This window comes from Streptomyces sp. NPDC088747 (assembly GCF_044751025.1).
In the GTDB taxonomy this organism is placed as follows: Bacteria; Actinomycetota; Actinomycetes; order Streptomycetales; family Streptomycetaceae; genus Streptomyces.
Genome location: NZ_JBIVKZ010000015.1, coordinates 232,062 through 254,433, shown reverse-complemented (window position 1 = coordinate 254,433; position 22,372 = coordinate 232,062). Strand labels below are relative to the sequence as shown.

General features: G+C 71.3%; 16 protein-coding genes. 14 read left to right on the top strand and 2 right to left on the bottom strand.

The genetic code is table 11. The features are described 5' to 3' along the window. The first annotated feature begins 72 nt into the window (after positions 1-72). The 11 genes from ACIP79_RS31055 (at position 73) to ACIP79_RS31005 (ending at position 16,982) form a co-directional block, all read left to right on the top strand. Positions 73-1,650, top strand: coding sequence for a CHAD domain-containing protein (locus ACIP79_RS31055; protein ID WP_401228443.1), 1,578 nt, complete (start codon positions 73-75; stop codon positions 1,648-1,650). 138 nt (positions 1,651-1,788) lie between these two features. Beyond that, positions 1,789-3,753 carry a TIGR03960 family B12-binding radical SAM protein gene (locus ACIP79_RS31050; RefSeq protein ID WP_401228441.1) on the top strand — a complete coding sequence of 655 codons (1,965 nt, stop codon included), beginning with the start codon at positions 1,789-1,791 and terminating at the stop codon, positions 3,751-3,753. Between the two features lie 42 nt (positions 3,754-3,795). After that, positions 3,796-4,776, top strand: coding sequence for an NADPH:quinone reductase (locus ACIP79_RS31045; protein WP_401228439.1), 981 nt, complete (start codon positions 3,796-3,798; stop codon positions 4,774-4,776). Between the two features lie 85 nt (positions 4,777-4,861). Then, positions 4,862-6,076 carry a hypothetical protein gene (locus ACIP79_RS31040; protein ID WP_401228437.1) on the top strand — a complete coding sequence of 405 codons (1,215 nt, stop codon included), beginning with the start codon at positions 4,862-4,864 and terminating at the stop codon, positions 6,074-6,076. Positions 6,077-6,124: 48 nt separating this feature from the next. After that, entirely contained in the window at positions 6,125-7,009 is an 885-nt protein-coding gene (locus ACIP79_RS31035) for a TIGR03936 family radical SAM-associated protein (protein WP_401228435.1), read from the top strand. Between the two features lie 245 nt (positions 7,010-7,254). Next, the gene (locus ACIP79_RS31030) at positions 7,255-11,316 is read left to right on the top strand and encodes an Rne/Rng family ribonuclease (protein ID WP_401228433.1); all 4,062 of its coding nucleotides are present in this window, start codon (positions 7,255-7,257) and stop codon (positions 11,314-11,316) included. A gap of 320 nt (positions 11,317-11,636) precedes the next feature. Next, entirely contained in the window at positions 11,637-12,704 is a 1,068-nt protein-coding gene (locus tag ACIP79_RS31025) for a glucose-1-phosphate thymidylyltransferase (protein WP_401228431.1), read from the top strand. Next, entirely contained in the window at positions 12,701-13,693 is a 993-nt protein-coding gene (gene rfbB, locus ACIP79_RS31020) for a dTDP-glucose 4,6-dehydratase (RefSeq protein ID WP_401228429.1), read from the top strand. Before ACIP79_RS31025 ends, rfbB begins: the two co-directional genes overlap by 4 nt. After that, complete coding sequence (gene rfbD, locus ACIP79_RS31015; RefSeq protein ID WP_401228428.1) at positions 13,690-14,580, top strand: dTDP-4-dehydrorhamnose reductase; 891 nt, start codon at positions 13,690-13,692, stop codon at positions 14,578-14,580. The genes rfbB and rfbD overlap by 4 nt, the downstream gene beginning before the upstream one ends. 96 nt (positions 14,581-14,676) lie before the next feature. Then, on the top strand, positions 14,677-16,056 hold the full coding sequence (locus ACIP79_RS31010) for an FG-GAP repeat domain-containing protein (protein ID WP_401228426.1): 1,380 nt from the start codon (positions 14,677-14,679) through the stop codon (positions 16,054-16,056). Between the two features lie 131 nt (positions 16,057-16,187). Next, complete coding sequence (locus tag ACIP79_RS31005) at positions 16,188-16,982, top strand: class I SAM-dependent methyltransferase (protein ID WP_387187051.1); 795 nt, start codon at positions 16,188-16,190, stop codon at positions 16,980-16,982. Between the two features lie 91 nt (positions 16,983-17,073). On the opposite strand, the gene rfbC is transcribed toward ACIP79_RS31005, so the two are convergent. Together rfbC and ACIP79_RS30995 are read right to left on the bottom strand one after the other, a co-directional pair. Continuing rightward, positions 17,074-17,667, bottom strand: coding sequence for a dTDP-4-dehydrorhamnose 3,5-epimerase (gene rfbC / locus ACIP79_RS31000; RefSeq protein WP_387187052.1), 594 nt, complete (start codon positions 17,665-17,667; stop codon positions 17,074-17,076). Positions 17,668-17,722: 55 nt separating this feature from the next. Continuing rightward, positions 17,723-19,753, bottom strand: coding sequence for a glycosyltransferase family 2 protein (locus ACIP79_RS30995; protein ID WP_401228424.1), 2,031 nt, complete (start codon positions 19,751-19,753; stop codon positions 17,723-17,725). A 358-nt stretch (positions 19,754-20,111) separates the two neighbouring features. Here ACIP79_RS30995 and rplU point away from each other — a divergent pair, with 358 nt between their 5' ends. The 3 genes from rplU to obgE all read left to right on the top strand — a co-directional run bounded on the left by rplU (position 20,112) and on the right by obgE (position 22,273). Further along, positions 20,112-20,432, top strand: coding sequence for a 50S ribosomal protein L21 (gene rplU, locus ACIP79_RS30990; RefSeq protein WP_081221565.1), 321 nt, complete (start codon positions 20,112-20,114; stop codon positions 20,430-20,432). Positions 20,433-20,446: 14 nt separating this feature from the next. Further along, on the top strand, positions 20,447-20,701 hold the full coding sequence (gene rpmA / locus ACIP79_RS30985) for a 50S ribosomal protein L27 (protein ID WP_028802588.1): 255 nt from the start codon (positions 20,447-20,449) through the stop codon (positions 20,699-20,701). Between the two features lie 135 nt (positions 20,702-20,836). Next, positions 20,837-22,273 (top strand): GTPase ObgE, encoded by a 1,437-nt coding sequence (gene obgE, locus ACIP79_RS30980; RefSeq protein WP_401228422.1) that lies wholly within the window; start codon positions 20,837-20,839, stop codon positions 22,271-22,273. Positions 22,274-22,372: the final 99 nt, after the last annotated feature.

Below are 22,372 nucleotides of genomic sequence, written 5' to 3'. Positions count from 1 at the left end.
ATGTGGCCCAGATAACGAATTCGTACACATCGAGGGCTGCCCCCGGCCCGAGATCGCGTCTAGATTCGGTGCATGGCGGACACAAAGCGCGAGATCGAGCGGAAGTACGAGGGTCCCGCGACCGAGGGCGACGCGGACCTGCCGGACCTGATGGGCGTAGCGGGGGTCGCCTCCGTGGTCGACAAGGGCGTCGCCGAACTGGACGCCACCTACTACGACACCGTCGACCAGAGGCTGGCCGCCGCCTCCCTCACCCTGCGGCGGCGCACCGGCGGCGACGACGCGGGCTGGCACCTCAAACTCCCCGTCTCCGAGGGCGTACGCGACGAGATCCACGCCCCCCTCTCCGACGACCTGCCCCGCTCCCTGACCGGCCTCGTGCGCTCCCGGGTGCGCGACGGCGAGCTCGTTCCCCTCGTACGACTGCGGTCGGCCCGCGACATCCGCCACCTCCAGGACGACTCGGGCGCCCTGCTCGCCGAGGTGAGCCTCGACCGCGTGCGCGCCGAGCGGCTCAGCGGCGGCGAGGGCACCGCCGAGTGGACCGAGATCGAGGTCGAGCTCGCGGACGACGGCGACCCGGCCTTCCTCGACAAGGTCGAGAAGAAGCTCCGCAAGGCGGGCCTGGCCCGCTCGGCGTCGGCGTCCAAACTGGCCAAGGCGCTGGTGGAGACCGGTGCCGAGCGCACTTCGTCCCCGAAGTTCTCGAAGTCCCCGGAGTCCCCGAGTTCGGGGAAGTCACCGGCGTCCTCGAAGTCACCGGCGTCCACGAAGTCCCCCGGGACCGCCGGTGACCACGTCATGGCGTACGTCGTCGCCCAGCGCGACGCGATCGTCGAACTGGACCCGGCCGTCCGGCGCGACCTCCCCGACTCCGTGCACAGCATGCGCGTCGCCACCCGCCGGATGCGCAGCACGTTCCGCTCGTTCGGCAAGGTCCTCGACCGGGCGGTCACCGACCCGATCGGCGAGGAACTGAAGTGGCTGGCGGGCGAGCTGGGCGTCGACCGGGACCAGGAGGTACTCACCGAGCGGCTGACCGGAGCCCTCGGCAAACTGCCGCGCGACCTGCTCTCCGGACCCGTCCGCAAGCGGCTGCGCACCTGGTCGAACGCCCGCCGTGGCGGCTCACGGCGCCGCCTGATCGCCGTACTGGACGGCAGGCGCTACCTCGACCTGCTGACCGCCCTCGACGCGCTCGTCGCGGAGCCGCCGTTCCTCAAGGCGGCGGCGGGCGACCCGTCGGAGGTGATCGCGAAGGCCGTACGCAAGGACTTCAGGAAGGTGTCCGACCTGATCGGCGAGGCCCTCGACCGTCCCACGGGCGCCGACCGCGACCTCGCGATGCACGACGCCCGCAAGAAGGCCAAGCGCACCCGGTACGCGGCCGAGGCCGCCGCCCCCGCCCTGGGCGGGCCCGCCGACGACCTGGTCAAGGCGATGAAGTCGCTGCAGAGCCTGCTCGGCGACCACCAGGACAGCGTGATGGCTCGCGAGGCCGTCCTCGGGCTCGGCGCGCAGGCCTACGCGGCGGGGGAGAGTGCCTTCACGTACGGGGTGCTCTACGGCAGGGAGGAGCAGCGGGCGGCTGCCGCCGAGGCGGCGCTGCCGGAGGCCTGGGCGACGGTCGAGAGGAAGGCCTCGGTCTGATCGCGCCCCGCCCGGGGGAGCGCCGGACCGAGGCCCCCGGGCGGGCGGCGGATCGGCGCCGGTGCGGCGGCTGTCCCGGGCCGCGTTAGGCTGGATGGTCACCCCGGTAAGCCCATCCAGCTCACGAAGGTTCGCCAGATGCCAGCCGAATCGGTCTTCCCGCAGCTCGAAGCTCTGCTCCCGCATGTGCAGAAGCCGATCCAGTACGTCGGCGGAGAACTCAATTCCACGGTCAAACCCTGGGACGCCTGCGACGTCCGCTGGGCGCTGATGTACCCCGACGCCTACGAGGTCGGGCTGCCCAACCAGGGCGTCATGATCCTCTACGAGGTACTGAACGAGCGCGAGGGCGTGCTCGCCGAGCGCACCTACAGCGTGTGGCCGGACCTGGAGGCGCTGATGCGGGAGCACCGGGTCCCGCAGTTCACCGTGGACAGCCACCGGCCGGTGAAGGCCTTCGACGTCTTCGGCCTGTCCTTTTCCACGGAGCTGGGCTACACGAACATGCTCACGGCCCTCGACCTGGCGGGCATCCCGCTGGAGTCGAAGGACCGCGGCCTTGACGACCCGATCGTCCTCGCCGGCGGCCACGCGGCCTTCAACCCGGAGCCGATCGCCGACTTCGTCGACGCGGTGGTCATCGGCGACGGCGAGCAGGCCGTGCTCGACATGACGGACATCGTCCGCGCCTGGAAGGCGGAGGGCAGGCCCGGCGGCCGCGAGGAGGTGCTCTTCCGCCTCGCGAGGACCGGCTCGGTCTACATCCCGGCCTTCTACGACGTCGAATACCTCGCCGACGGCCGCATCGCACGCGTCGTACCGAACAGGTCGGGCGTCCCGTGGCGGATCAGCAAGCACACGGTCATGGACCTCGACGAGTGGCCCTACCCCAAGCAACCCCTCGTCCCGCTCGCCGAGACGGTCCACGAGCGGATGTCGGTGGAGATCTTCCGCGGCTGCACCCGCGGCTGCCGGTTCTGCCAGGCGGGCATGATCACCCGCCCGGTGCGCGAGCGCTCGATCACGGGCATCGGCGACATGGTGGAGAAGGGCCTGAAGGCGACCGGCTTCGAGGAGGTCGGCCTGCTGTCGCTGTCGTCCGCGGACCACAGTGAGATCGGCGACATCGCCAAGGGCCTCGCCGACCGGTACACGGAGGACAAGATCGGCCTCTCGCTCCCCTCCACCCGCGTCGACGCCTTCAACGTGGACCTGGCGAACGAGCTGACGCGCAATGGCCGCCGCTCGGGCCTGACCTTCGCCCCCGAGGGCGGCAGCGAACGCCTGCGCAAGGTCATCAACAAGATGGTCTCCGAGGACGACCTGATCCGGACGGTCTCGACGGCCTACGGCAACGGCTGGCGCCAGGTGAAGCTGTACTTCATGTGCGGCCTGCCGACCGAGACCGACGAGGACGTCATGCAGATCGCCGACATGGCGATGAACGTCATCGCGGAGGGCCGCAGGGTCTCCGGCCAGAACGACATCCGCTGCACGGTGTCCATCGGCGGTTTCGTCCCCAAGCCCCACACCCCCTTCCAGTGGGCGCCGCAGCTCTCCGCCGAGGACACCGACGCCCGGCTGACCAAGCTCCGCGACAAGATCCGCGGCGACAAGAAGTACGGCCGCTCCATCGGCTTCCGCTACCACGACGGCAAGCCCGGCATCGTCGAGGGCCTGCTCTCCCGCGGTGACCGCCGCGTCGGCGCCGTCATCCGCGCGGTCTACGAGGACGGCGGTCGCTTCGACGGCTGGCGCGAGTACTTCTCCTACGACCGCTGGATGGCCTGCGCCGAGAAGACCCTCCCCGCCTTCGGCGTCGACGTCGACTGGTACACCACCCGCGAGCGCACCTACGAGGAGGTCCTCCCCTGGGACCACCTCGACTCCGGGCTCGACAAGGACTGGCTCTGGGAGGACTGGCAGGACTCCCTCGACGAGACCGAGGTCGAGGACTGCCGGTGGACGCCCTGCTTCGACTGCGGGGTGTGCCCTGCCATGGACACGACGATTCAAATCGGCCCCACCGGCAGGAAGTTGCTGCCGCTGACGGTCAACAAGCCCGCGGTGAGCGGACACGCGGTGAGCGGACACGCGCACTGACAAGCCGACGCACCGAGAAGCCGACGCACTGAGAGGCTGACCATGCTTGCCGCCTGGTACGAGCGACAGGGTCCTGCCGTCGAGGTCCTGCGGGTCGGTGAGCTGCCCGACCCGGAGCCCGGTCCCGGCGAGGTCCGGGTCCGGGTGGCCGTTTCGGGCGTCAACCCCGGGGACACCAAGAAGCGGCGCGGCTGGCTCGGTTCGGCCATGCCCTTCCCCCGGGTCGTCCCGCACAGCGACGCGGCCGGAGTCGTCGACGCGGTGGGCGACGGGATCGACGTGCGCCGGGTGGGGCAGCGGGTGTGGGTGTACGGCGCCCAGTCCTACCGTGCCTTCGGCACCGCCGCCCAGTACACCGTCGTGCCCGGCGAGCTGGCGGTGCCACTGCCCGACCAGGTGAGTGACGAGCTCGGGGCGAGTCTGGGCATCCCCGGGATCACCGCGCACCGGACCGTCTTCGGCGACGGCCCGGTCGACGGCAGGTTCGTGCTGGTGCACGGCGTGCTCGGCGGCGTCGGCTCGCTGGCCGCCCAACTCGCCCACTGGGGAGGGGCGGTGGTGCTCGGCACGGTGCGGCACGCCGAGGACCTCTACCAGGTCGACCCCGCCGTGATCTCCCACGCCGTCGCCCTCGACCAGGACGACCCGGCCGGCGCGATCCGCGCGTACGCGCCGCGTGGAGTCGACCGTGTCATCGAGGTTTCCCTGTCGGACAACGCCGACCTGGACGCCGCGGTCGTCGCGAACGACGCCGTCATCGCCGCGTACGCCACCCGCGCCGACCGCCCCGAACTCCCCTTCTGGCCCCTGCTGTTCGGCAACGTCACGCTGCGCATGCTCGGCAGCGACGACTTCCCCGCCGCGGCGAGGCGCCAGGCCGCCCGCGACCTCACCGCCGCGGCGGCCGTCGGAGCCCTCACCGCCGACATCGGCGACCGCTGCCCGCTCGACGACATCGCCAAGGCCCACGACCTCGTCGACGCCGGCGGCCGGGGACGCGTCCTGGTCACCGTCCCCCGGTGACACGACGAAAGCCCCTGCCGCCAATCCGGTACCACCGATCCCGTATCACCGCATCCAGACACCGGTCCGACGCGTCTACCTCGGTATGAACCTGGAGAAGACGCCCGGTGAGGAACGCCCGCCGCAGGCGCGGGCCGAGGGCTGTCTCGTGGTCGCGATCCGCATCCCGGTGCGGATCGTGGTGCTCGTGCTGGTCGTGCCGGTGCGGATGGTGTGGGACGCGCTGGCCGTCGGTGGCCGGCTCCTGCGGGACCACGTGCTGCGGCCGGTGGGGCGGGCGCTGGCCTGGGCCGCCTGGGCGGTGTTCGTCTGGCCGTTCGTGACGGCGTGGCGGTACGCCGTCGTGCCGGTCGGCAAGGGACTCGGACTGCTCGGCCACGTACTGGTCGTGGTGCCGCTCGTATGGCTGTACCGGACCGTGCTCACGCCCGTCGGGCACGCGCTCGGCGTGGCCGCCCTGGCGACGGCCGCCGCACTCGGCTGGGTGCTCGGCGGGATAGGGAAGGCCCTCGGCCTGCTGTACGCGCACGTCCTCGCGCCCGTCGGACGCGCGGTCGCCGGGCTGGGCCGGGGGATCGGCGCGCTCCTCGCGGCCGTCGGGACCGGCGTGTACACCGCTGCCGCCTGGCTGGTGCGGTATCTGCTCGTCGTGCCGGGGGTGTGGCTGTACGAGTGGGTCCTCGCCCCTGTCGGGAGAGGGATCGCCTGGGCCGTACGAGGGCTCCTGTGGCTCGTACGGATGATCTTCACCGGGATCGGACTCGCGGGGTACTGGACCCTGCGTGTGCTGCTGGTGCTCCCCGCGCTCGCCCTGTGGAGGTGGGTGCTCGTACCGGTCGGGCACGTGCTCGCCGTCATCGGGCGGGAGATCGGTGCCGCGCTCGGCCACGCCTGGCGGATCGCCGGGTACCTCTCGCTCGCGGCCGGGCGGTTCCTCGGACGGCTCCTGCGGTGGATCTTCGTCGAGCCGGTGCGGTGGATCCTGGTCGAGCCGGTGCGGTGGGCCTACCGGACCGTGCTCACGCCCGTCGGACACGTCGTCCGCGACGCGGTCCTGCGCCCCGCGGCCGAGGCCGCGCGCGGCGCGGGGCGGGTGGCCCGGGAGGCCCTCGCGGCAGCCCGGGAGTCCGCCCGGCAGGCCCGTGCCGACTTCCGGCGGATGCTCTTCGGAACGCCAGGGAAGCCGCTGCCGGTCCCGAGCGAGCCCGTACCCGCCGTCGCCGGATCCTCCCGGCGGGAACCGGGAGCGGACGGGACACGTACTCTAGGTAGCAGTAAGACCGCACTCACGAAGGACTGAACGACACTGGGCAAGCGACAGCCCGAAGGCCCGCCGCCCGCACTCGCGGTGCAGCGCATCCGACTGCGCTACACCAAGCGCGGCCGCCTCCGGTTCACCAGCCACCGTGACTTCCAGCGCGCCTTCGAGCGTGCGTTGCGCCGTGCCGAGGTACCGATGGCGTACTCGGCGGGGTTCACGCCGCATCCGAAGGTGTCGTACGCCAATGCCGCACCCACCGGCACGGGCAGTGAGGCGGAGTATCTGGAGATCGCGCTCACCGAGGCGCGTGACCCGGACAAGCTGCGGGATCTCCTCGACGAGTCGCTGCCCACCGGGCTCGACATCATCGAGGCGGTCGAGGCGCGGACGTCCGGGCTCGCCGACCGGCTCACCGCCTCCGTCTGGGAGCTGCGCCTCGACGGCGTGGACCCGGCAGAGGCGGAGCGCGCGGTCGCGGCCTTCATCGCGGCGGACGCCGTCGAGGTGCAACGCAAGGCCAAGAACGGCATGCGGACGTTCGACGCCCGCGCCGCCGTGGCGGGTCTTGAGGTGGCGGCCGGCACCGGTGGAACAGGCCGCGACGTACACCGTGAAGCGAGCCGTGAAGCACACGGTGAGACGAGCGGTGGGACGACCGGTGAGACGAACAGTCCACAGGCTGATAGGTCGAGCGACCAGGCCTGTGCGATACTGCGGCTGGTTGTTCGGCACGTGACGCCTGCCGTTCGACCCGACGACGTCCTGTCCGGTCTTCGCGCCGTGGCCGACCTGGCGCCGCCGGTCGCCGCTTCGGTGACCAGGCTGGCGCAGGGGCTGTTCGATGCAGAGACCGGCACGGTGACCGACCCGCTCGCGCCCGACCGCGAGGCAGTCACGGCCGCCCCAGCCGATCGCTCCGGGGTCGCCTCGGCTGCCGCCGCGAAGGCGCTGGTGCCGGAAGGTCCCGCGTAAGGACAGATGTCGTAGCGCCGCCCTCGGACTCGGGAGCCACCTGGGTCGGGCAGCGCACCGACCACAAGACTTTCGCCAGGCCGTACGCACCAATGGCGTACGGAACCGGCGAGACAGGACACAGAGAGCTCCCGTGCGGCGCCCGCGCCCCGGACGGCGGCACCGCGCATCGCGCGAGCCGCGGACGTCACCGGCACTGCCGGACCAGGCGCGGCGCCCGGGAGCCTGACGGGAGATCCACCCGCATGCTCGAACCGACCGAACCCACCGAGGGTTCCGACAACAACAACACCCCCAGCGACACCCTGCCGCCGCGGCGCCGCCGCCGTGCGGCGTCGCGCCCCGCCGGCCCGCCCACGGGCGCCGCCGAAGCAGGGGCCGGGACCACCCCGTCGGCCGAACCGGCCGTCGCGTCCGCCGAGCTCCCCGAGGAGACGGACGGCACGACAGCGGTCGGAACGGCTGCCGAAGGGACCGGGACGGTGGCTGAAGCCGCCGAGGACGCGGCTCCGCGTCGTGCCCGGCGTCGTGCCACCCGTCGGGTGTCCGCGCCCGCCGGTGCGCCCGAGGCGGCCGACGCCGTCGAGGCCGCCCAGACCGTGGTGCCCGCGGTGACGGCCGAGGCCGCGCCCGCCGAGACCCCCGCTCCCGCCCCCGCCGCCGCGTTGGAGGCCGAGGAGACCGCTTCCGCCGGCCGTCCGCGCCGCCGTGCCACCCGCCGCGCCTCCGCGCCCAGCGGCGCGCCCAAGGCTGCCGAGGCCGTACAGCCGGCCGAGGCCGTCGAGGAGCCGGTGACCGCCGTCGTCGTCGAGCCCGAGGGCACGGACACGGACACCGCCGCCCCCGCCGCCGAGGAAGCCACCCCCCGGCGCGCCACCCGTCGTCGCGCCACCCGGCGCGTCTCCGCACCCGCCGGTGAGCCCGAGGGCGACACCGTCGACGAGCGTGTGGAGGCGCCCGTGACCAGCGAGAACCAGCCCGAGGAGCCCGCGCGGACCGAGTCCGTGCAGGCCGGACCCGCGCAGGCCGGACCCGCGCAGGCCGAGTTCACGCAGACCGAGGAGGAGGCCCCGCGCCGCGGCCGCCGTCGTGCCACCCGCAAGGCCGCCGTCGGTTTCTCCGCGCCCGCCCCGAAGGAAGCCGAGTCGGCGCGCAAGCCCGTCCGGCCGGCCGTCGCCGTGTTCCAGGCGCCGGTGTTCGCCGAGCCGATGTTCCAGACGCCGGAGCGGGCCGCAGCCGCGGCTGCCGCCGAGGCTGCGGAGGAGGCCGAGGAGGTCGTCGAGACGCCGGTGGCCCCCGTGGCCCCGCGGACTCGCAGGGCCGTCGTGGTGCCCGAGCCCGTCGAGGTCGTCGAGCCCGCCCAGATCGTCGAGATCGCCGAGATCGCCGAGGAGGAGACGGGGCCGCGCCGGCGCCGTCGCCGCCGCGCCGTCGAGGAGCCCGTCGCCCCGGAGCCCGTCACCGAAGAGGTGGAGGAGCCCGAGGACGCCGAATCCGCCGAGGACGCCGTGGACGGGGATGACGGGGATGACGGTGACGAGGAGTCCGCGGGCTCCCGTCGCCGCCGCCGCCGCGGTGGGCGTCGCCGCCGTCGTGGTGAGTCGGCCGAGTCGGACGGCGAGTCCGGCGACGACGACTACGCCGCAGACCAGGGCCGCCACGACACCGAGGACAGCGCCGAGCAGGCCGAGGACGACGGCGAAGAGGGCGACGAGCGCGAGGAGGCGGGCGGATCCGGCTCCAGCAGCAGCCGTCGCCGCCGTCGCCGTCGGCGTCGCGCCGGGGATTCCGGCACCGAGGCCGAGACGACCGAGAGCGACCCCGAGCGCACCGTCGTCAAGGTCCGCGAGCCGCGCAGCAGCAAGCGGGACGAGCACCCGTCCGACGAGGTGCAGTCCATCAAGGGCTCGACCCGCCTGGAGGCCAAGAAGCAGCGTCGCCGTGAAGGGCGCGAGCAGGGCCGCCGGCGCGTTCCGATCATCACCGAGGCCGAGTTCCTGGCCCGCCGTGAGGCCGTCGAGCGCGTGATGGTCGTCCGCCAGAGCGGCGAGCGCACCCAGATCGGCGTCCTTGAGGACAACGTGCTCGTCGAGCACTACGTCAACAAGGAACAGTCGACCTCGTACGTCGGCAACGTCTACCTCGGCAAGGTGCAGAACGTCCTGCCCTCGATGGAGGCCGCCTTCATCGACATCGGCAAGGGCCGCAACGCCGTGCTGTACGCCGGTGAGGTCAACTTCGAGGCGCTGGGCATGGCCAACGGGCCGCGCCGCATCGAGAGCGCGCTGAAGTCCGGCCAGTCGGTGCTGGTGCAGGTCACCAAGGACCCGATCGGCCACAAGGGCGCCCGTCTCACCAGCCAGGTGTCCCTCCCCGGCCGCTACCTGGTCTACGTGCCCGAGGGCTCGATGACCGGCATCAGCCGCAAGCTGCCCGACACCGAGCGGGCGCGTCTGAAGACCATCCTCAAGAAGATCGTCCCCGAGGACGCGGGCGTCATCGTGCGCACCGCCGCCGAGGGCGCGAGCGAGGACGAGCTGCGCCGTGACGTGGAGCGCCTCCAGGGCCAGTGGGAGGACATCCAGAAGAAGTCGAAGAGCGGCGGCAGCTCGAACGCGCCGACGCTGCTGTACGGCGAGCCGGACATGACCGTCCGCGTCGTCCGCGACATCTTCAACGAGGACTTCACCAAGGTCATCGTCAGCGGCGACGAGGCCTGGGAGACCATCCACGGCTACGTCGCCCACGTCGCGCCCGACCTGACCGACCGGCTGTCGAGGTGGACCTCCGAGGTCGACGTCTTCGCGACGTACCGGATCGACGAGCAGCTGATGAAGGCGCTGGACCGCAAGGTCTGGCTGCCCAGCGGCGGTTCGCTGGTCATCGACAAGACCGAGGCGATGATCGTCGTCGACGTCAACACCGGGAAGTTCACCGGTCAGGGCGGCAACCTCGAAGAGACCGTGACCAGGAACAACCTGGAGGCGGCCGAGGAGATCGTGCGCCAGCTGCGGCTGCGCGACCTGGGCGGCATCGTCGTCATCGACTTCATCGACATGGTCCTGGAGTCCAACCGGGACCTGGTGCTGCGCCGCCTCCTGGAGTGCCTGGGACGCGACCGTACGAAGCACCAGGTGGCGGAGGTGACCTCGCTCGGCCTGGTCCAGATGACGCGCAAGCGCGTCGGACAGGGGCTCCTGGAGTCCTTCTCCGAGACCTGCGTCCACTGCAACGGCCGCGGTGTCATCGTGCACATGGAGCAGCCCACCTCCGCCGGAGGCGGCGGCAAGCGCAAGAAGCGCGGCCGGGGCGGTTCCGAGCAGGAGCACACGCACGACCACGATCACGACCACGACGTCCTGACCACGGAGACCGCCGAGGCCGAGGCGCTGGACGAGGTCGAGAGCGAGGCCGAACTGGCCGCCGAGGTCGCCGCGCCCGTGCCCTTCGCCCAGCAGGAGTTCGTGCCGGACGAGGACCTCTACAGCAGCGCCGCCGAGGCGGAGGCCGCGGCCTCCCGCGGCCGTTCGCGTCGCCGGGCGACCCGGCGCGCGTCGGCTCCCGCCGGTGCGCCCAAGGGCGAGGAGCGGGCCCCCCGGGGCCGGCGTGAGGAGCGGGCCGTCAAGTCCCGCGAGGCCGCCGAGTCCGAGCCGGTCGCCGTCGAGGACCCGGTCGTCGAGGCTCCGGCCGCGCAGGCTCCGGTCGTCCAGGCGCCCGAGGTCACCGAGGCTCCCGCCGTCGCCGTACAGCAGGAGGACGAGGCCGCTCCCAAGGGCCGTACGCGCCGTCGTGCGACCCGGAAGGTGTCGGCCCCGGCCGGTTCGCCCAGGGCCGCGGAGGAGGCCGCTGTGACGGTCACCGAGCCGGTCGCGGCGCCCGTCGTGGAGGAGCCGAAGGCCGAGCCCGCCGCCGAGGCGCCCGTCGAGAGCGCGGCCCCGGCCCGCCCGCGCCGGCGTGCCGTCCGCAAGGCCACCGCGCCCACCGCGTCCGAGGAGGCGGCCGTCACGGTCGTCCCCACGGCCTCGGCGGAGCCGGTGACCGAGCCCGGTGCGCCGGTGGACTCCGAAGCGCAGGCCGACGCGTCCGCGGACTCCGACACGGAGGCTCCGGCGAAGAAGACCGCCGCGCGCAAGACCGCCAAGAAGGCGACCGCGAAGAAGGCGGCCGTCAAGAAGACCGCGGCCAAGAAGACGGTCGCGAAGAAGACCGCCGCGAAGAAGACGACCGCCAAGAAGGCGGCGTCGAAGAAGACCGCGGCGGCCGAGCAGCAGGAGCAGCCGTCGGTGTCCGCGGTCACCGAGGACTGACCGGCCTCCTCGCGCGCCCCGCGACCAGGGGCACCCGAACGGCGGTGGCCCGCCCGGTGAGAACCGGGCGGGCCACCGCCGTTTCACGTCCGGCGCCGGATCCGGGCGCCGGGCGCGCCGCCGACGGGTTCCGGCGGGGGAGGGGACCGGCGCGCCGACCACGTCTTCCTCGGCCGACAGTCATCATCCGGCGATCGCAAAGGTGAACTCCGCGTGAATGAGTGATGCGCCCCGACGCTAAGATGAGCGATGACATTGTCATCAAACTGAGAAAAAACGGGATTCCCTTCCCGCCCGAACAAAGTAGCTGGGGGCAATACGTGAAGGCACTCGTTCTCTCCGGGGGAGCGGGCACCCGTCTCCGCCCGATAACCCACACCTCTGCCAAGCAGCTGGTGCCGGTCGCCAACAAGCCGGTGCTGTTCTACGGCCTGGAGGCGATCGCCGAAGCGGGCGTCACCGAGGTCGGCATCGTTGTCGGAGACACCGCGGACGAGATCCGCGAGGCGGTGGGCGACGGCTCCCGGTTCGGGATCGAGGTCACCTACATCCCGCAGGACGCGCCGCTGGGACTCGCGCACGCCGTGCTCATCTCCCAGGACTTCCTCGGTGACGACGACTTCGTGATGTACCTCGGCGACAACTTCATCGTCGGCGGCATCACCGGCCTGGTCGACGAGTTCCGGGCCGACCGGCCCGACGCGCAGATCCTGCTGACCCGGGTCCCCAACCCCACCTCGTTCGGTGTCGCCGAGCTCGACTCCGGCGGCCTGGTGGTGGGCCTGGAGGAGAAGCCGAAGAAGCCGAAGAGCGATCTGGCGCTGGTGGGCGTGTACCTGTTCACCGCCGCGATCCACGAGGCCGTCCGCTCCATCGAGCCCTCCTGGCGCGGCGAGCTGGAGATCACGCACGCCATCCAGTGGCTGATCGACGAGAAGCGCGACGTCCGCTCCACCACGATCTCCGGCTACTGGAAGGACACCGGCAACGTCACCGACATGCTGGAGGTCAACCGGTCCGTCCTGGAGACCGTGGAGCCGATGAACGCGGGCACGGTGGACGAGGACAGCGAGATCATCGGCCGGGTGCGCATCGAGGCGGGCGCCCGCGTCAGCGGCAGCCGGATCGTCGGCCCCGCGATCATCGGAGCCGGCGCGGTCATCAACGACGCGTACATCGGCCCGTTCACCTCCGTCTCGGAGGACTGTGTGATCGAGGACAGCGAGATCGAGTACTCCATCGTGCTGCGCGGCTCCTCCGTGACCGGCGTGCGCCGGGTGGAGGCCTCGCTGATCGGCCGCGACGTCGAAGTCACTCCCGCTCCCCGCAACCCCTCGGCCCACCGGCTCGTGCTCGGTGATCACAGCAAGGTGCAGATCTCTTCATGACCTCGACCACCAAGATCCTTGTCACCGGCGGTGCCGGTTTCATCGGCTCCCACTACGTCCGTACGCTGCTCGGCCCGCAGGGTCCCGGTGACGTCTCGATCACCGTCCTGGACAAGCTGACGTACGCGGGCAACCCGGCCAACCTCGACGAGGTGCGCGAGCACCCCGGATTCGCCTTCGTGCAGGGCGACATCTGCGACCCCGAGCTGGTCGGCAAGCTGATGGCCGAGCACGACGAGGTGGTGCACTTCGCCGCCGAGTCGCACGTCGACCGTTCCATCGACGGCGGCGCGGAGTTCGTCCGTACGAACGTGGTCGGCACCCACACGCTCATCGACGCCGCGCACCGGGCCGGCATCAGGACCTTCGTGCACATTTCCACCGACGAGGTCTACGGCTCGATCGACGAGGGCTCCTGGCCCGAGACCCACCCGCTCGAGCCCAACTCGCCCTACTCCTCGGCGAAGGCGTCCAGCGACCTGATCGCGCTGTCCTACCACCGCACCCACGGCCTCGACGTGCGCGTGACCCGCTGCTCCAACAACTACGGGCACCACCACTTCCCCGAGAAGGTCATCCCGCTCTTCGTGACCAACCTCCTCGACGGCAAGAAGGTCCCGCTGTACGGCGACGGCGGCAACGTCCGCGACTGGCTGCACATCGACGACCACGTCCAGGGCATCGACCTGGTCCGCACCAGGGGCCGCGCGGGCGAGGTCTACAACATCGGCGGCGGCACCGAGCTCTCCAACAAGGAGCTCACCGGCCTGCTCCTGGCGGCCTGCGGCGCCGACTGGGAGACCAGCGTCGAGTACGTCGAGGACCGCAAGGGCCACGACCGGCGGTACTCGGTCGACTGCACCAAGATCCGCGAGGAGCTGGGCTACGTGCCCCGCAAGAGCTTCGAACAGGGGCTCGCGGAAACGGTTCAGTGGTACCGCGACAACCGCGCCTGGTGGGAGCCCCTGAAGGACCGGGCCGCCCTGTGAGCGACACCCGGAACTGGCTGGTCACCGGCGCGGGCGGAATGCTCGCCCAGGACGTCCTGGCCCGCCTCGCCGACGCCGGGATCCCGGCGGTCGCGGTCACCCGCGCCGACCTGGACATCACCGACCCGGCCGCCGTGCGCGCCGGTCTCTCTGAGCACCGCCCGGCCGTCGTGGTCAACTGCGCCGCCTGGACGGCCGTCGACGACGCGGAGACCCGCGAGGACGAGGCGCTGCGCATCAACGGCGACGGCGCGCGGAACCTCGCCGAGGCGTGCCGTGATCTCGGCGCCGTACTCCTGCACGTCTCCACGGACTACGTCTTCCCCGGCGACGCCGAGAAGCCGTACGCCGAGGACGCCCCGACCGGACCGCGCAGCGCGTACGGCCGCACGAAACTGGCCGGCGAGCAGGCGGTCCTGACGACTCTGCCCGACAGCGGTTTCGTGGTCCGTACGGCCTGGCTGTACGGGGCGGGCGGCGGCAACTTCGTCCGTACGATGATCAAGCTGGAGGGCGTCAAGGACACCCTGGACGTCGTCGACGACCAGCGGGGCCAGCCCACCTGGACGGCCGACCTGGCCGACCGCCTGGTGCGCCTCGGCCGGGGTGCCCTGGCGGGTACCGCACCGGCCGGCGTCTACCACGGCACCAGCGGTGGCGAGACGACCTGGTTCGGCCTCACGCGGGCCGTCTTCGAGCAACTGGGCGCCGATCCCGACCGGGTCCGGCCCACGACCAGCGAGGCCTTCGTACGGCCGGCGCCCCGGCCCGCGTACAGCGTGCTGGGCCACGACCGGTGGACGGCGGCGGGCATCGAGCCGATCCGCGACTGGCGGGAGGCGCTGGCCGAGGCGTTCCCCGCGCTGCTCGCGGCGGAGCGGGGCTGAGCGTACGACCGTGGTGATGTGGCCGGGTCCTGCCTTCGGGCGAGGCCCGGCCGCTTTCCGTGCAACCTATGGCCCGGCTCGATGGTCGGTGTCCGCATGAAGAGAAGGTGGATTGCGGGCGTCGTTCTGGTTCTCCTGCTCTCGGGGTGCGGGACGGGCGGGGAGGACTCCCAGCGGGAACCGGCGCACCGGGATGCCGTCCCGTCGGACTTCGACGGCGACGGGTACGGGGATCTCGTCGTCGCCGACTCGTCCGCGACCGTCGACGGAAAGGACTCCGCCGGATACGCGGCCGCCCTCCGTGGGTCCTCGCGGGGCCCGCTGCTGAAGAGGCCGACGGTCCTCACCCAGAACGGGCTCGGCCTCGGCAGGGCCGGCGAGGGCGGGGCCTTCGCGGCCGGTGGCCGGAGCACGACCGCCGACCTCGACGGTGACGGGCGGGCCGACTTCGTCAGCCAGGCGGGCAACAACACGGTCTTCGTCGTCTGGGGAAGCGCCGAGGGGCTCTCCGGAGCGGCCCGGCTGGAGGGTTCCGCCCCCATCGCGGGCGATTTCGACGGTGACGGGCAGGACGACCTCGTCGTCACCGGCACCGAGGAGAGCAGCGCACGGGTCCTGCTGGGTCCGTTCGGCCGCGAAGGCGAACCGCGCCGCACCGTCCCGCTGGACCTGACGTCGAGCGACCCGGAGAACCCCGTCGCGACGCCGTCGACGGCCGGCGACGTCACCGGGGACGGCAAGGACGACCTCCTGGTCACGTGGTCCCACATCTACGCGGACGAGACGCCCGTCCCGCGCGCCACCGTCGTGTACCGCGGCGCCTCGGGCGGAAAGCTGGTCGAGGGCCCGCGCCTGATGGACGACCAGGGCATGGACTTCTTCGGTGCTCTGGCGACGGGGGACCTGAACAAGGACGGTTTCGCCGATGTCGTGGCGGGCCTCAGCTGCGAGATCATCGGCGAGCCCGTGCCCCCGCGCGGCGGCAGCCGGGTGGCTGTCGTCTACGGGGGTCCCTCGGGGCAGAGCGCGAAACTGAAGCCCGTGCGCGTCACCGAGAAGACGGCGGGCCTGCCCGTTCAGGGGCCGTTCCCCTTCTGCGGCTTCGGCTCCGCCGTGTCGGTCGGAGACGTCCACGCCGACGGATACGCCGATGTGGCGTTCTCGGTCGGGGCCGGTGCCGACGGCAAAGGCCACGTCGTCCTGCTGAGAGGGAGCGCCGGCGGGCTCACGGTCGAAGGGGCACAGGCCGTCCCCGGCGGCTCCGCCCGGATGCTGGACACGAACGGCGACCGGGCGGCCGAGCTCACCGTCGAGGGCGAGAAGGCCGGCGCAGCCGAGGGAGAGGCCGAGGTCCGGGTGCTGCGCGGCGGTCCCGGTGGGGTCGGGCCCGACCCGATGCTGGTGGTCGAGGAGGCCGACCTCGACCTCGGACCGGGGATATCGAGCAAGAGGTGGTACGCCTTCGGCGTCCTGTGACCCCCGGACGTTCCGCCCGCGCGCGGGTAAATTTGCGATGAACTTCCAAGAAAGGTTACGCCCGAGCCTTCGGATGAGTAACTTCGCCGAGAGCAACGACTACAGCCAGAATCCGTCGAAAGGCCGTTTCAGTGGACCGTCATGAACTCCTGCGTGGACTGCACCGCGTCTACCGTCCGCGAAATTACCTGGAGATCGGCGTCAACGACGGCCGCAGCCTGGCACTTTCGCGCGTCGCGTCGGTGGCGATCGACCCCGCCTTCAAGGTGGTGACGTCGATCAGCTGCGACGTCCACCTGGTCCAGTCGACCAGCGACGACTTCTTCGCCCGCAAGGACCCGCTGGTGCACCTGCGCCGCGGCCGCAACCCCTTCCGCGCCCTCGCCCGCAAGGACCCGATGGGGGTGCTCGGCGGCGATCCCAAGCTGGAGCTGTCCTTCATCGACGGCATGCACCTCTTCGAGTACGCGCTGCGCGACTTCATGAACGTCGAGCGCCACTCGCGCTGGTCGAGCGTGATCGTGCTCGACGACATGCTGCCGCGCGACGTCGACGAGGCGGCCCGCGACCGGCACACCAAGTTCTGGACGGGCGATGTCTACAAGGTGGTGACGGTGCTGCGGAAGTACCGCCCCGACCTGACGGTGCTTGAGGTCGACACCGCGCCGACCGGTGTCGCGGTGGTCTTCGGGGCCGACCCGGACAACACCGTGCTCAAGGACCGGTACGACGAGATCATCAAGGAGTACGTCACCCCGGACCCGCAGCCGGTCCCCGAAGAGGTGCTCGTGCGCAAGCACGCCGTGCAGCCCGAGGCGCTGCTGGGAGCCGACTTCTGGCCGGCGCTGACCCGGGCCCGCAACCTGCGCCGCTCCCGCTCGGGCCTCGCCCCGCTGCAGCAGAAGATCGCGGCGCTGGGCGGCTGAGCCGAGCCGGCGGACACGGGACACCAGGAGGGGCCCCGCGGATCACGTGATCCGCGGGGCCCCTCCTCCCGCTCTCGGCGCGTTCCCGCTGTCAGCCGCGCAACTGCTCCGCGTACGCCCGGCAGGCCGCGTAGGAGGGCAGCAGGCCCTGTGCCTCGGCCTCCGCGAGGGTCGGCGCCGCGGAGTCCTTCTCGGACAGCACGGGCGTCAGACCCGTCGGCCAGGCGATGCCCAGCTCGGGGTCGAGCGGGTGGATGCCGTGCTCGCGCTGCGGGGCGTACCCCTCGGAGCAGAGGTAGACCACGGTCGCGTCGTCGGTCAGCGCCATGAAGGCGTGCCCGAGGCCCTCGGAGAGGTACACGGAGTGGTGGTCCACGTCGTCCAGCCGTACGGCTTCCCACTGCTTGTACGTGGGGGAGCCGGTGCGGATGTCGACGATGACGTCGAGCACCGCGCCGCGTACGCACTTCACGTACTTCGCCTGGCTCGGCGGTACGTCCGCGAAGTGGACGCCGCGCAGGGTGCCGCGACTGGAGACCGAGCAGTTGGCCTGCGCCAGGTTCAGGGCGTGGCCGGTGGACTCGGCGAAGTCCGCCCCCTTGAACCACTCGTGGAAGCTCCCGCGATCGTCTGGGAATATCTTCGGTTCGTGCACCCAGGCGCCCGCGATGCTGAGCTCCCGCATGGTGATCACATCCTCAACTGTGGTGCGTGTACTGCGTGTACGTGGGTGCGGCCGGTCAGCCGACCAGCTTGGCGGCGAGCTTGCGGAGCTTCTTGCGGGCCGGGCCGGGAAGCCTGCGCACGACCGGACCGCCGACGGCGCGCAGTCCGCGCCGCAGGACCGACCTGCGGTGCTTGCGGACCTCCGCCGCCACGACCTCGGGGTCCACGACCGCGAGATCGTCGCCGAGCCGCAGCCGTCCGTTGGCGGCCACCGTCACGCGGCAGAGCGGCAGGGGCTCGCCCTTGGCGCCGTCCAGCCTGACCGAGAGGTTCCAGACGCCGGTCGTGGCGGCGGGGGCGCGCTCGGGGAGCGGGAGGTGCACCCGGCCGGCGACATGGCGGGTCTGCGTGGACAGCGTGTGCGTGCGGCCGTCCTCGGAGCTCAGGACCAGCTCGGCCTTCATCGGTCCGGCGGCGGCGCGGGTGAAGATGTCGAGCCGGAGTTCCGGGCGGTTGCCGGGCATCCGCAGCACGGGGCGGCCCTCGAGGTAGGTCGCCATCTTCTTGGCGCGGCGCTCGACGTCGAAGGTGAGGTTGCCGTGCGGGTCGGTGAAGTACGGGATGACCGGGCGGACCTTGGAGCCGAGCAGCGCGGGCAGGCAGTCGGCGTCGACGTGTGCCGCGCGGTCGGCGCCGAGCCGGGCCTTGCGGACCACACCGAGGCCGCGGACCGGCACCCAGATGTCCCAGAAGCCGCGGGAGACCGGGCCGCGGCCCTTGCCGCCCTGAGGGTTGACCCTGCCGGTGCCGCGCAGCACGACCTCGCAGGCGCCGTCGCCCAGATCCTCGACGGTGGCGTCGTACTCGGCGGGGCAGGCCCACTCGACGGCCGTCTCGCGGTTGCGCATGGACATCTCGGCCTTGAAGCCGTCCATCTCGTCCGTGACGTCGACCAGCTCGCCGTCGCCCAGCAGGTCCTGGGTGAACTCCGGGTGCAGGAAGATCCGGCCGTCGCGGCGCAGCAGCTTGAGCGGTTCGCCGTCCTCGCCGTGCGTCAGCCGGACGGTGACGCCCACGGACATCCTGCCGTCGGGCTGCCAGGCGACGTTCTCCAGGCGGGCTTTGCCCTTGACGGAGGCGGCGAAGCGGGCGATCCGCAGCAGGCCCTGACGGTCGTCGCGGCGCAGCAGCGTGGACCGGACGCGGGTGAGCGCGCCGAGCCCGTCGTGCACGCCGTCGCCCATGAAGTCCTTGGCCAGCGGCTGGATGGCGTCGCACATCTCGTCGAGGTAGGCCTCGTCGTACTTCAGTACGGAGGGCTCGCTCAGCCTGCCGAGCATCTCGACCCGGTAGAAGCGGCGGAGCAGCATGTCCCGGAAGCTGCCGGGCTCGGTGTTGGCGACCACGACGTCGAGGACCTCGCGGAGGTTCCCGTAGTAGCCGGAGGGGACGATCTTCGCGGAGCCCGCGTTGTTCCCGTCGTCGCGCTTGGAGTAGTAGTAGCAGGTGTAACTGCCGAGGATGGAGACGACCTTGGCGGGGAAGTACGCCTCCATCATGTACAGCTGGTCCTCCAGGCGCCGCTTTCCCTCGGGGTAGGCGATCTTGTTCTCGCGGAGGAACTCGGTGCGGAACATCTTGTGCGGCGTGAGGCTGTCGTAGAGCGGCGCGTCCTGGAGGGTGCACTTCTCCCGGTCCTGGCGGAAGACGCCGTGCGGGACCCCGCGGAAGTTGCTGGCCACCTTGCCGATGACGATGTCGGAGCCGTTGCGGTGCCCCATGTCGTACATCCGGCGCAGGGCGTCGGAGGCGAGGTAGTCGTCCTGGTCGAGGAACTGGACGTACTCTCCCGCGGCCTCGCTCACGCCGATGTTCCGGGGTTTGCCGGGCCAGCCCGAATTCGGTATGTGGATGACCCGGAAGTGCGGGTGCTTCTCGGCGAGGGCGTCCAGTTCGGCAGGGGTCTCGTCGGTCGAGCCGTCGTCGACGAAGAGAACCTCGAACTCGTCGGCGGGCAGGCTCTGCCTCAACAGTGAGTCGATGCACGGCTTGATGTACTTCCCGGGGTTGTAGACCGGGATGATGACGCTCACCTTGGTCGGCATGTACTGGTACCTGTCTCCTGTCGGACGCCCTGAGGGGTGGCCATCGTGTGTCGGGCGGGTGGCCGTGACGTGTATGGCTGGAGTCACAGGGTATCGGCAGGGGTTTCGGGTACAAAGGCGAGCTTTCGGAGGCGCGTGACCGCCGCTCCGGCGGGGCGGACGGGCCCGGTTTGACCGTGCCTGGAGTGCCCCGTAACCTTGACCCTCGGTGTGTCTCTGTGCACACCCATCCCTGAGCACCCCACCTCCTGTTCCTCGAACAGGGGAGGCCGCTCGTCCGAATCCGGATCATCGGGCCCTCGGGTCCGTGTGAGCGGCTGGCGTCAGGGGTCCGGTCCCGAGTGAAAGAGAGATCCGCGTGTACGCCATCGTGCGCAGCGGTGGTCGCCAGCACAAGGTTGCTGTCGGCGACATCGTTGAGGTTGACAAGATTTCCACTGCCAAGGTTGGCGACACCGTAGAGCTCTCTACGCTGCTCGTTGTCGACGGCGAAGCCGTCACCAGCGACCCCTGGGTCCTCGCCGGCATCAAGGTCCAGGCCGAGATCGTGGACCACCACAAGGGCGTCAAGATCGACATCCTTCGCTACAAGAACAAGACCGGTTACCGCCGTCGTCAGGGCCACCGCCAGCAGTACACGGCGATCAAGGTCACTGAGATCCCCGCGGCTGCGAAGTAAGGGACTGAGGAGAGATGGCACACAAGAAGGGCGCATCGTCCACTCGGAACGGTCGCGACTCCAATGCTCAGCGGCTCGGCGTGAAGCGCTTCGGCGGTCAGGTCGTCAACGCCGGTGAGATCCTGGTCCGCCAGCGCGGCACCCACTTCCACCCGGGCAACGGCGTCGGCCGTGGCAAGGACGACACGCTGTTCGCCCTTGACGCCGGTGCGGTGGAGTTCGGTACCCACCGCGGCCGCAAGGTCGTGAACATCGTTCCGGTCGCCTGACCGGTACTTTTCGCGAGGCGGACCTCACTTCCCCCACGGGAAGCGGGTCCGCCTTTCGCGTGTTCTCAATGGATGTGGCCCTGGGAAGGGCCCCGCATCCGAAAGACTTTCCGTACGTAACTGGAGGCACATCCCATGACCACCTTCGTGGACCGCGTCGAGCTGCATGTCGCCGCGGGTAGCGGAGGCCACGGCTGTGCCTCCGTGCACCGGGAGAAGTTCAAGCCGCTCGGCGGCCCGGACGGCGGCAACGGCGGCCGGGGCGGTGACGTGATCCTGGTCGTCGACCAGTCCGTGACCACGCTGCTCGACTACCACCACTCCCCGCACCGCAAGGCGACCAGCGGCAAGCCCGGCGAGGGCGGCAACCGCTCCGGCAAGGACGGGCAGGACCTGATCCTGCCGGTGCCGGACGGCACGGTGATCCAGGACAAGGCGGGCAACGTGCTCGCGGACCTGGTCGGCCAGGGCACGACGTACGTCGCCGCGGAGGGCGGTCGCGGTGGCCTCGGCAACGCGGCACTGTCCTCGGCCCGCCGCAAGGCGCCCGGCTTCGCGCTGCTCGGTGTGCCCGGTGGCCTCCAGGACATCGTCCTTGAGCTGAAGACCGTCGCGGACGTGGCTCTCGTCGGCTACCCGAGCGCGGGCAAGTCCTCGCTGATCTCGGTGCTGAGCGCCGCCAAGCCGAAGATCGCGGACTACCCCTTCACGACCCTGGTCCCCAACCTCGGTGTGGTGACGGCCGGTTCGACCGTCTACACGATCGCCGACGTGCCCGGCCTCATCCCCGGCGCCAGCCAGGGCAAGGGCCTCGGCCTGGAGTTCCTGCGGCACGTCGAGCGGTGCAGCGTGCTGGTGCACGTCCTGGACACGGCGACCCTGGAGTCCGAGCGCGACCCCGTCTCCGACCTCGACATCATCGAGGAGGAGCTGAAGCAGTACGGCGGCCTCGGCGACCGCCCGCGCATGGTCGTCCTCAACAAGATCGACGTACCGGACGGCAAGGACCTCGCCGAGATGGTGCGGCCCGAGCTGGAGTCGCGCGGCTACCGCGTCTTCGAGGTGTCGGCGGTCGCGCACACGGGCCTCAAGGAGCTGTCCTTCGCCCTCGCGGAGACCGTCGGCAAGGCCCGCGCCGCCAAGCCGACGGAGGAGGCGACCCGCGTCGTCATCCGTCCGAAGGCCGTCGACGACGCCGGCTTCACCGTGGTCCGCGAGGAGGACGGCCTCTACCGCGTCCGCGGCGAGAAGCCCGAACGCTGGGTCCGCCAGACCGACTTCAGCAACGACGAGGCCGTCGGCTACCTCGCCGACCGGCTCAGCCGCCTCGGCGTCGAGACCGAACTGATGAAGGCGGGCGCCCGCTCCGGCGACGGCGTCGCCATCGGCCCCGAGGAGAACGCGGTCGTCTTCGACTGGGAGCCCACGGTCATGGCCGGCGCGGAGATGCTCGGCCGCCGCGGCGAGGACCACCGTCTCGAAGCGCCGCGGCCCGCCGAACAGCGCCGCCGCGACAAGCAGGCGGAGCGGGACGAGTCGGATAAGGAGTACGACGACTTCAAGCCCTTCTAGGCCCTGTCGTCACTCCTGCGACCAGTCCTCACCCGTACGAACCCACGGATGCCCTGGGACTCACCTGAGTCCCAGGGCATTCTCAGCTTGTCCTCAGCA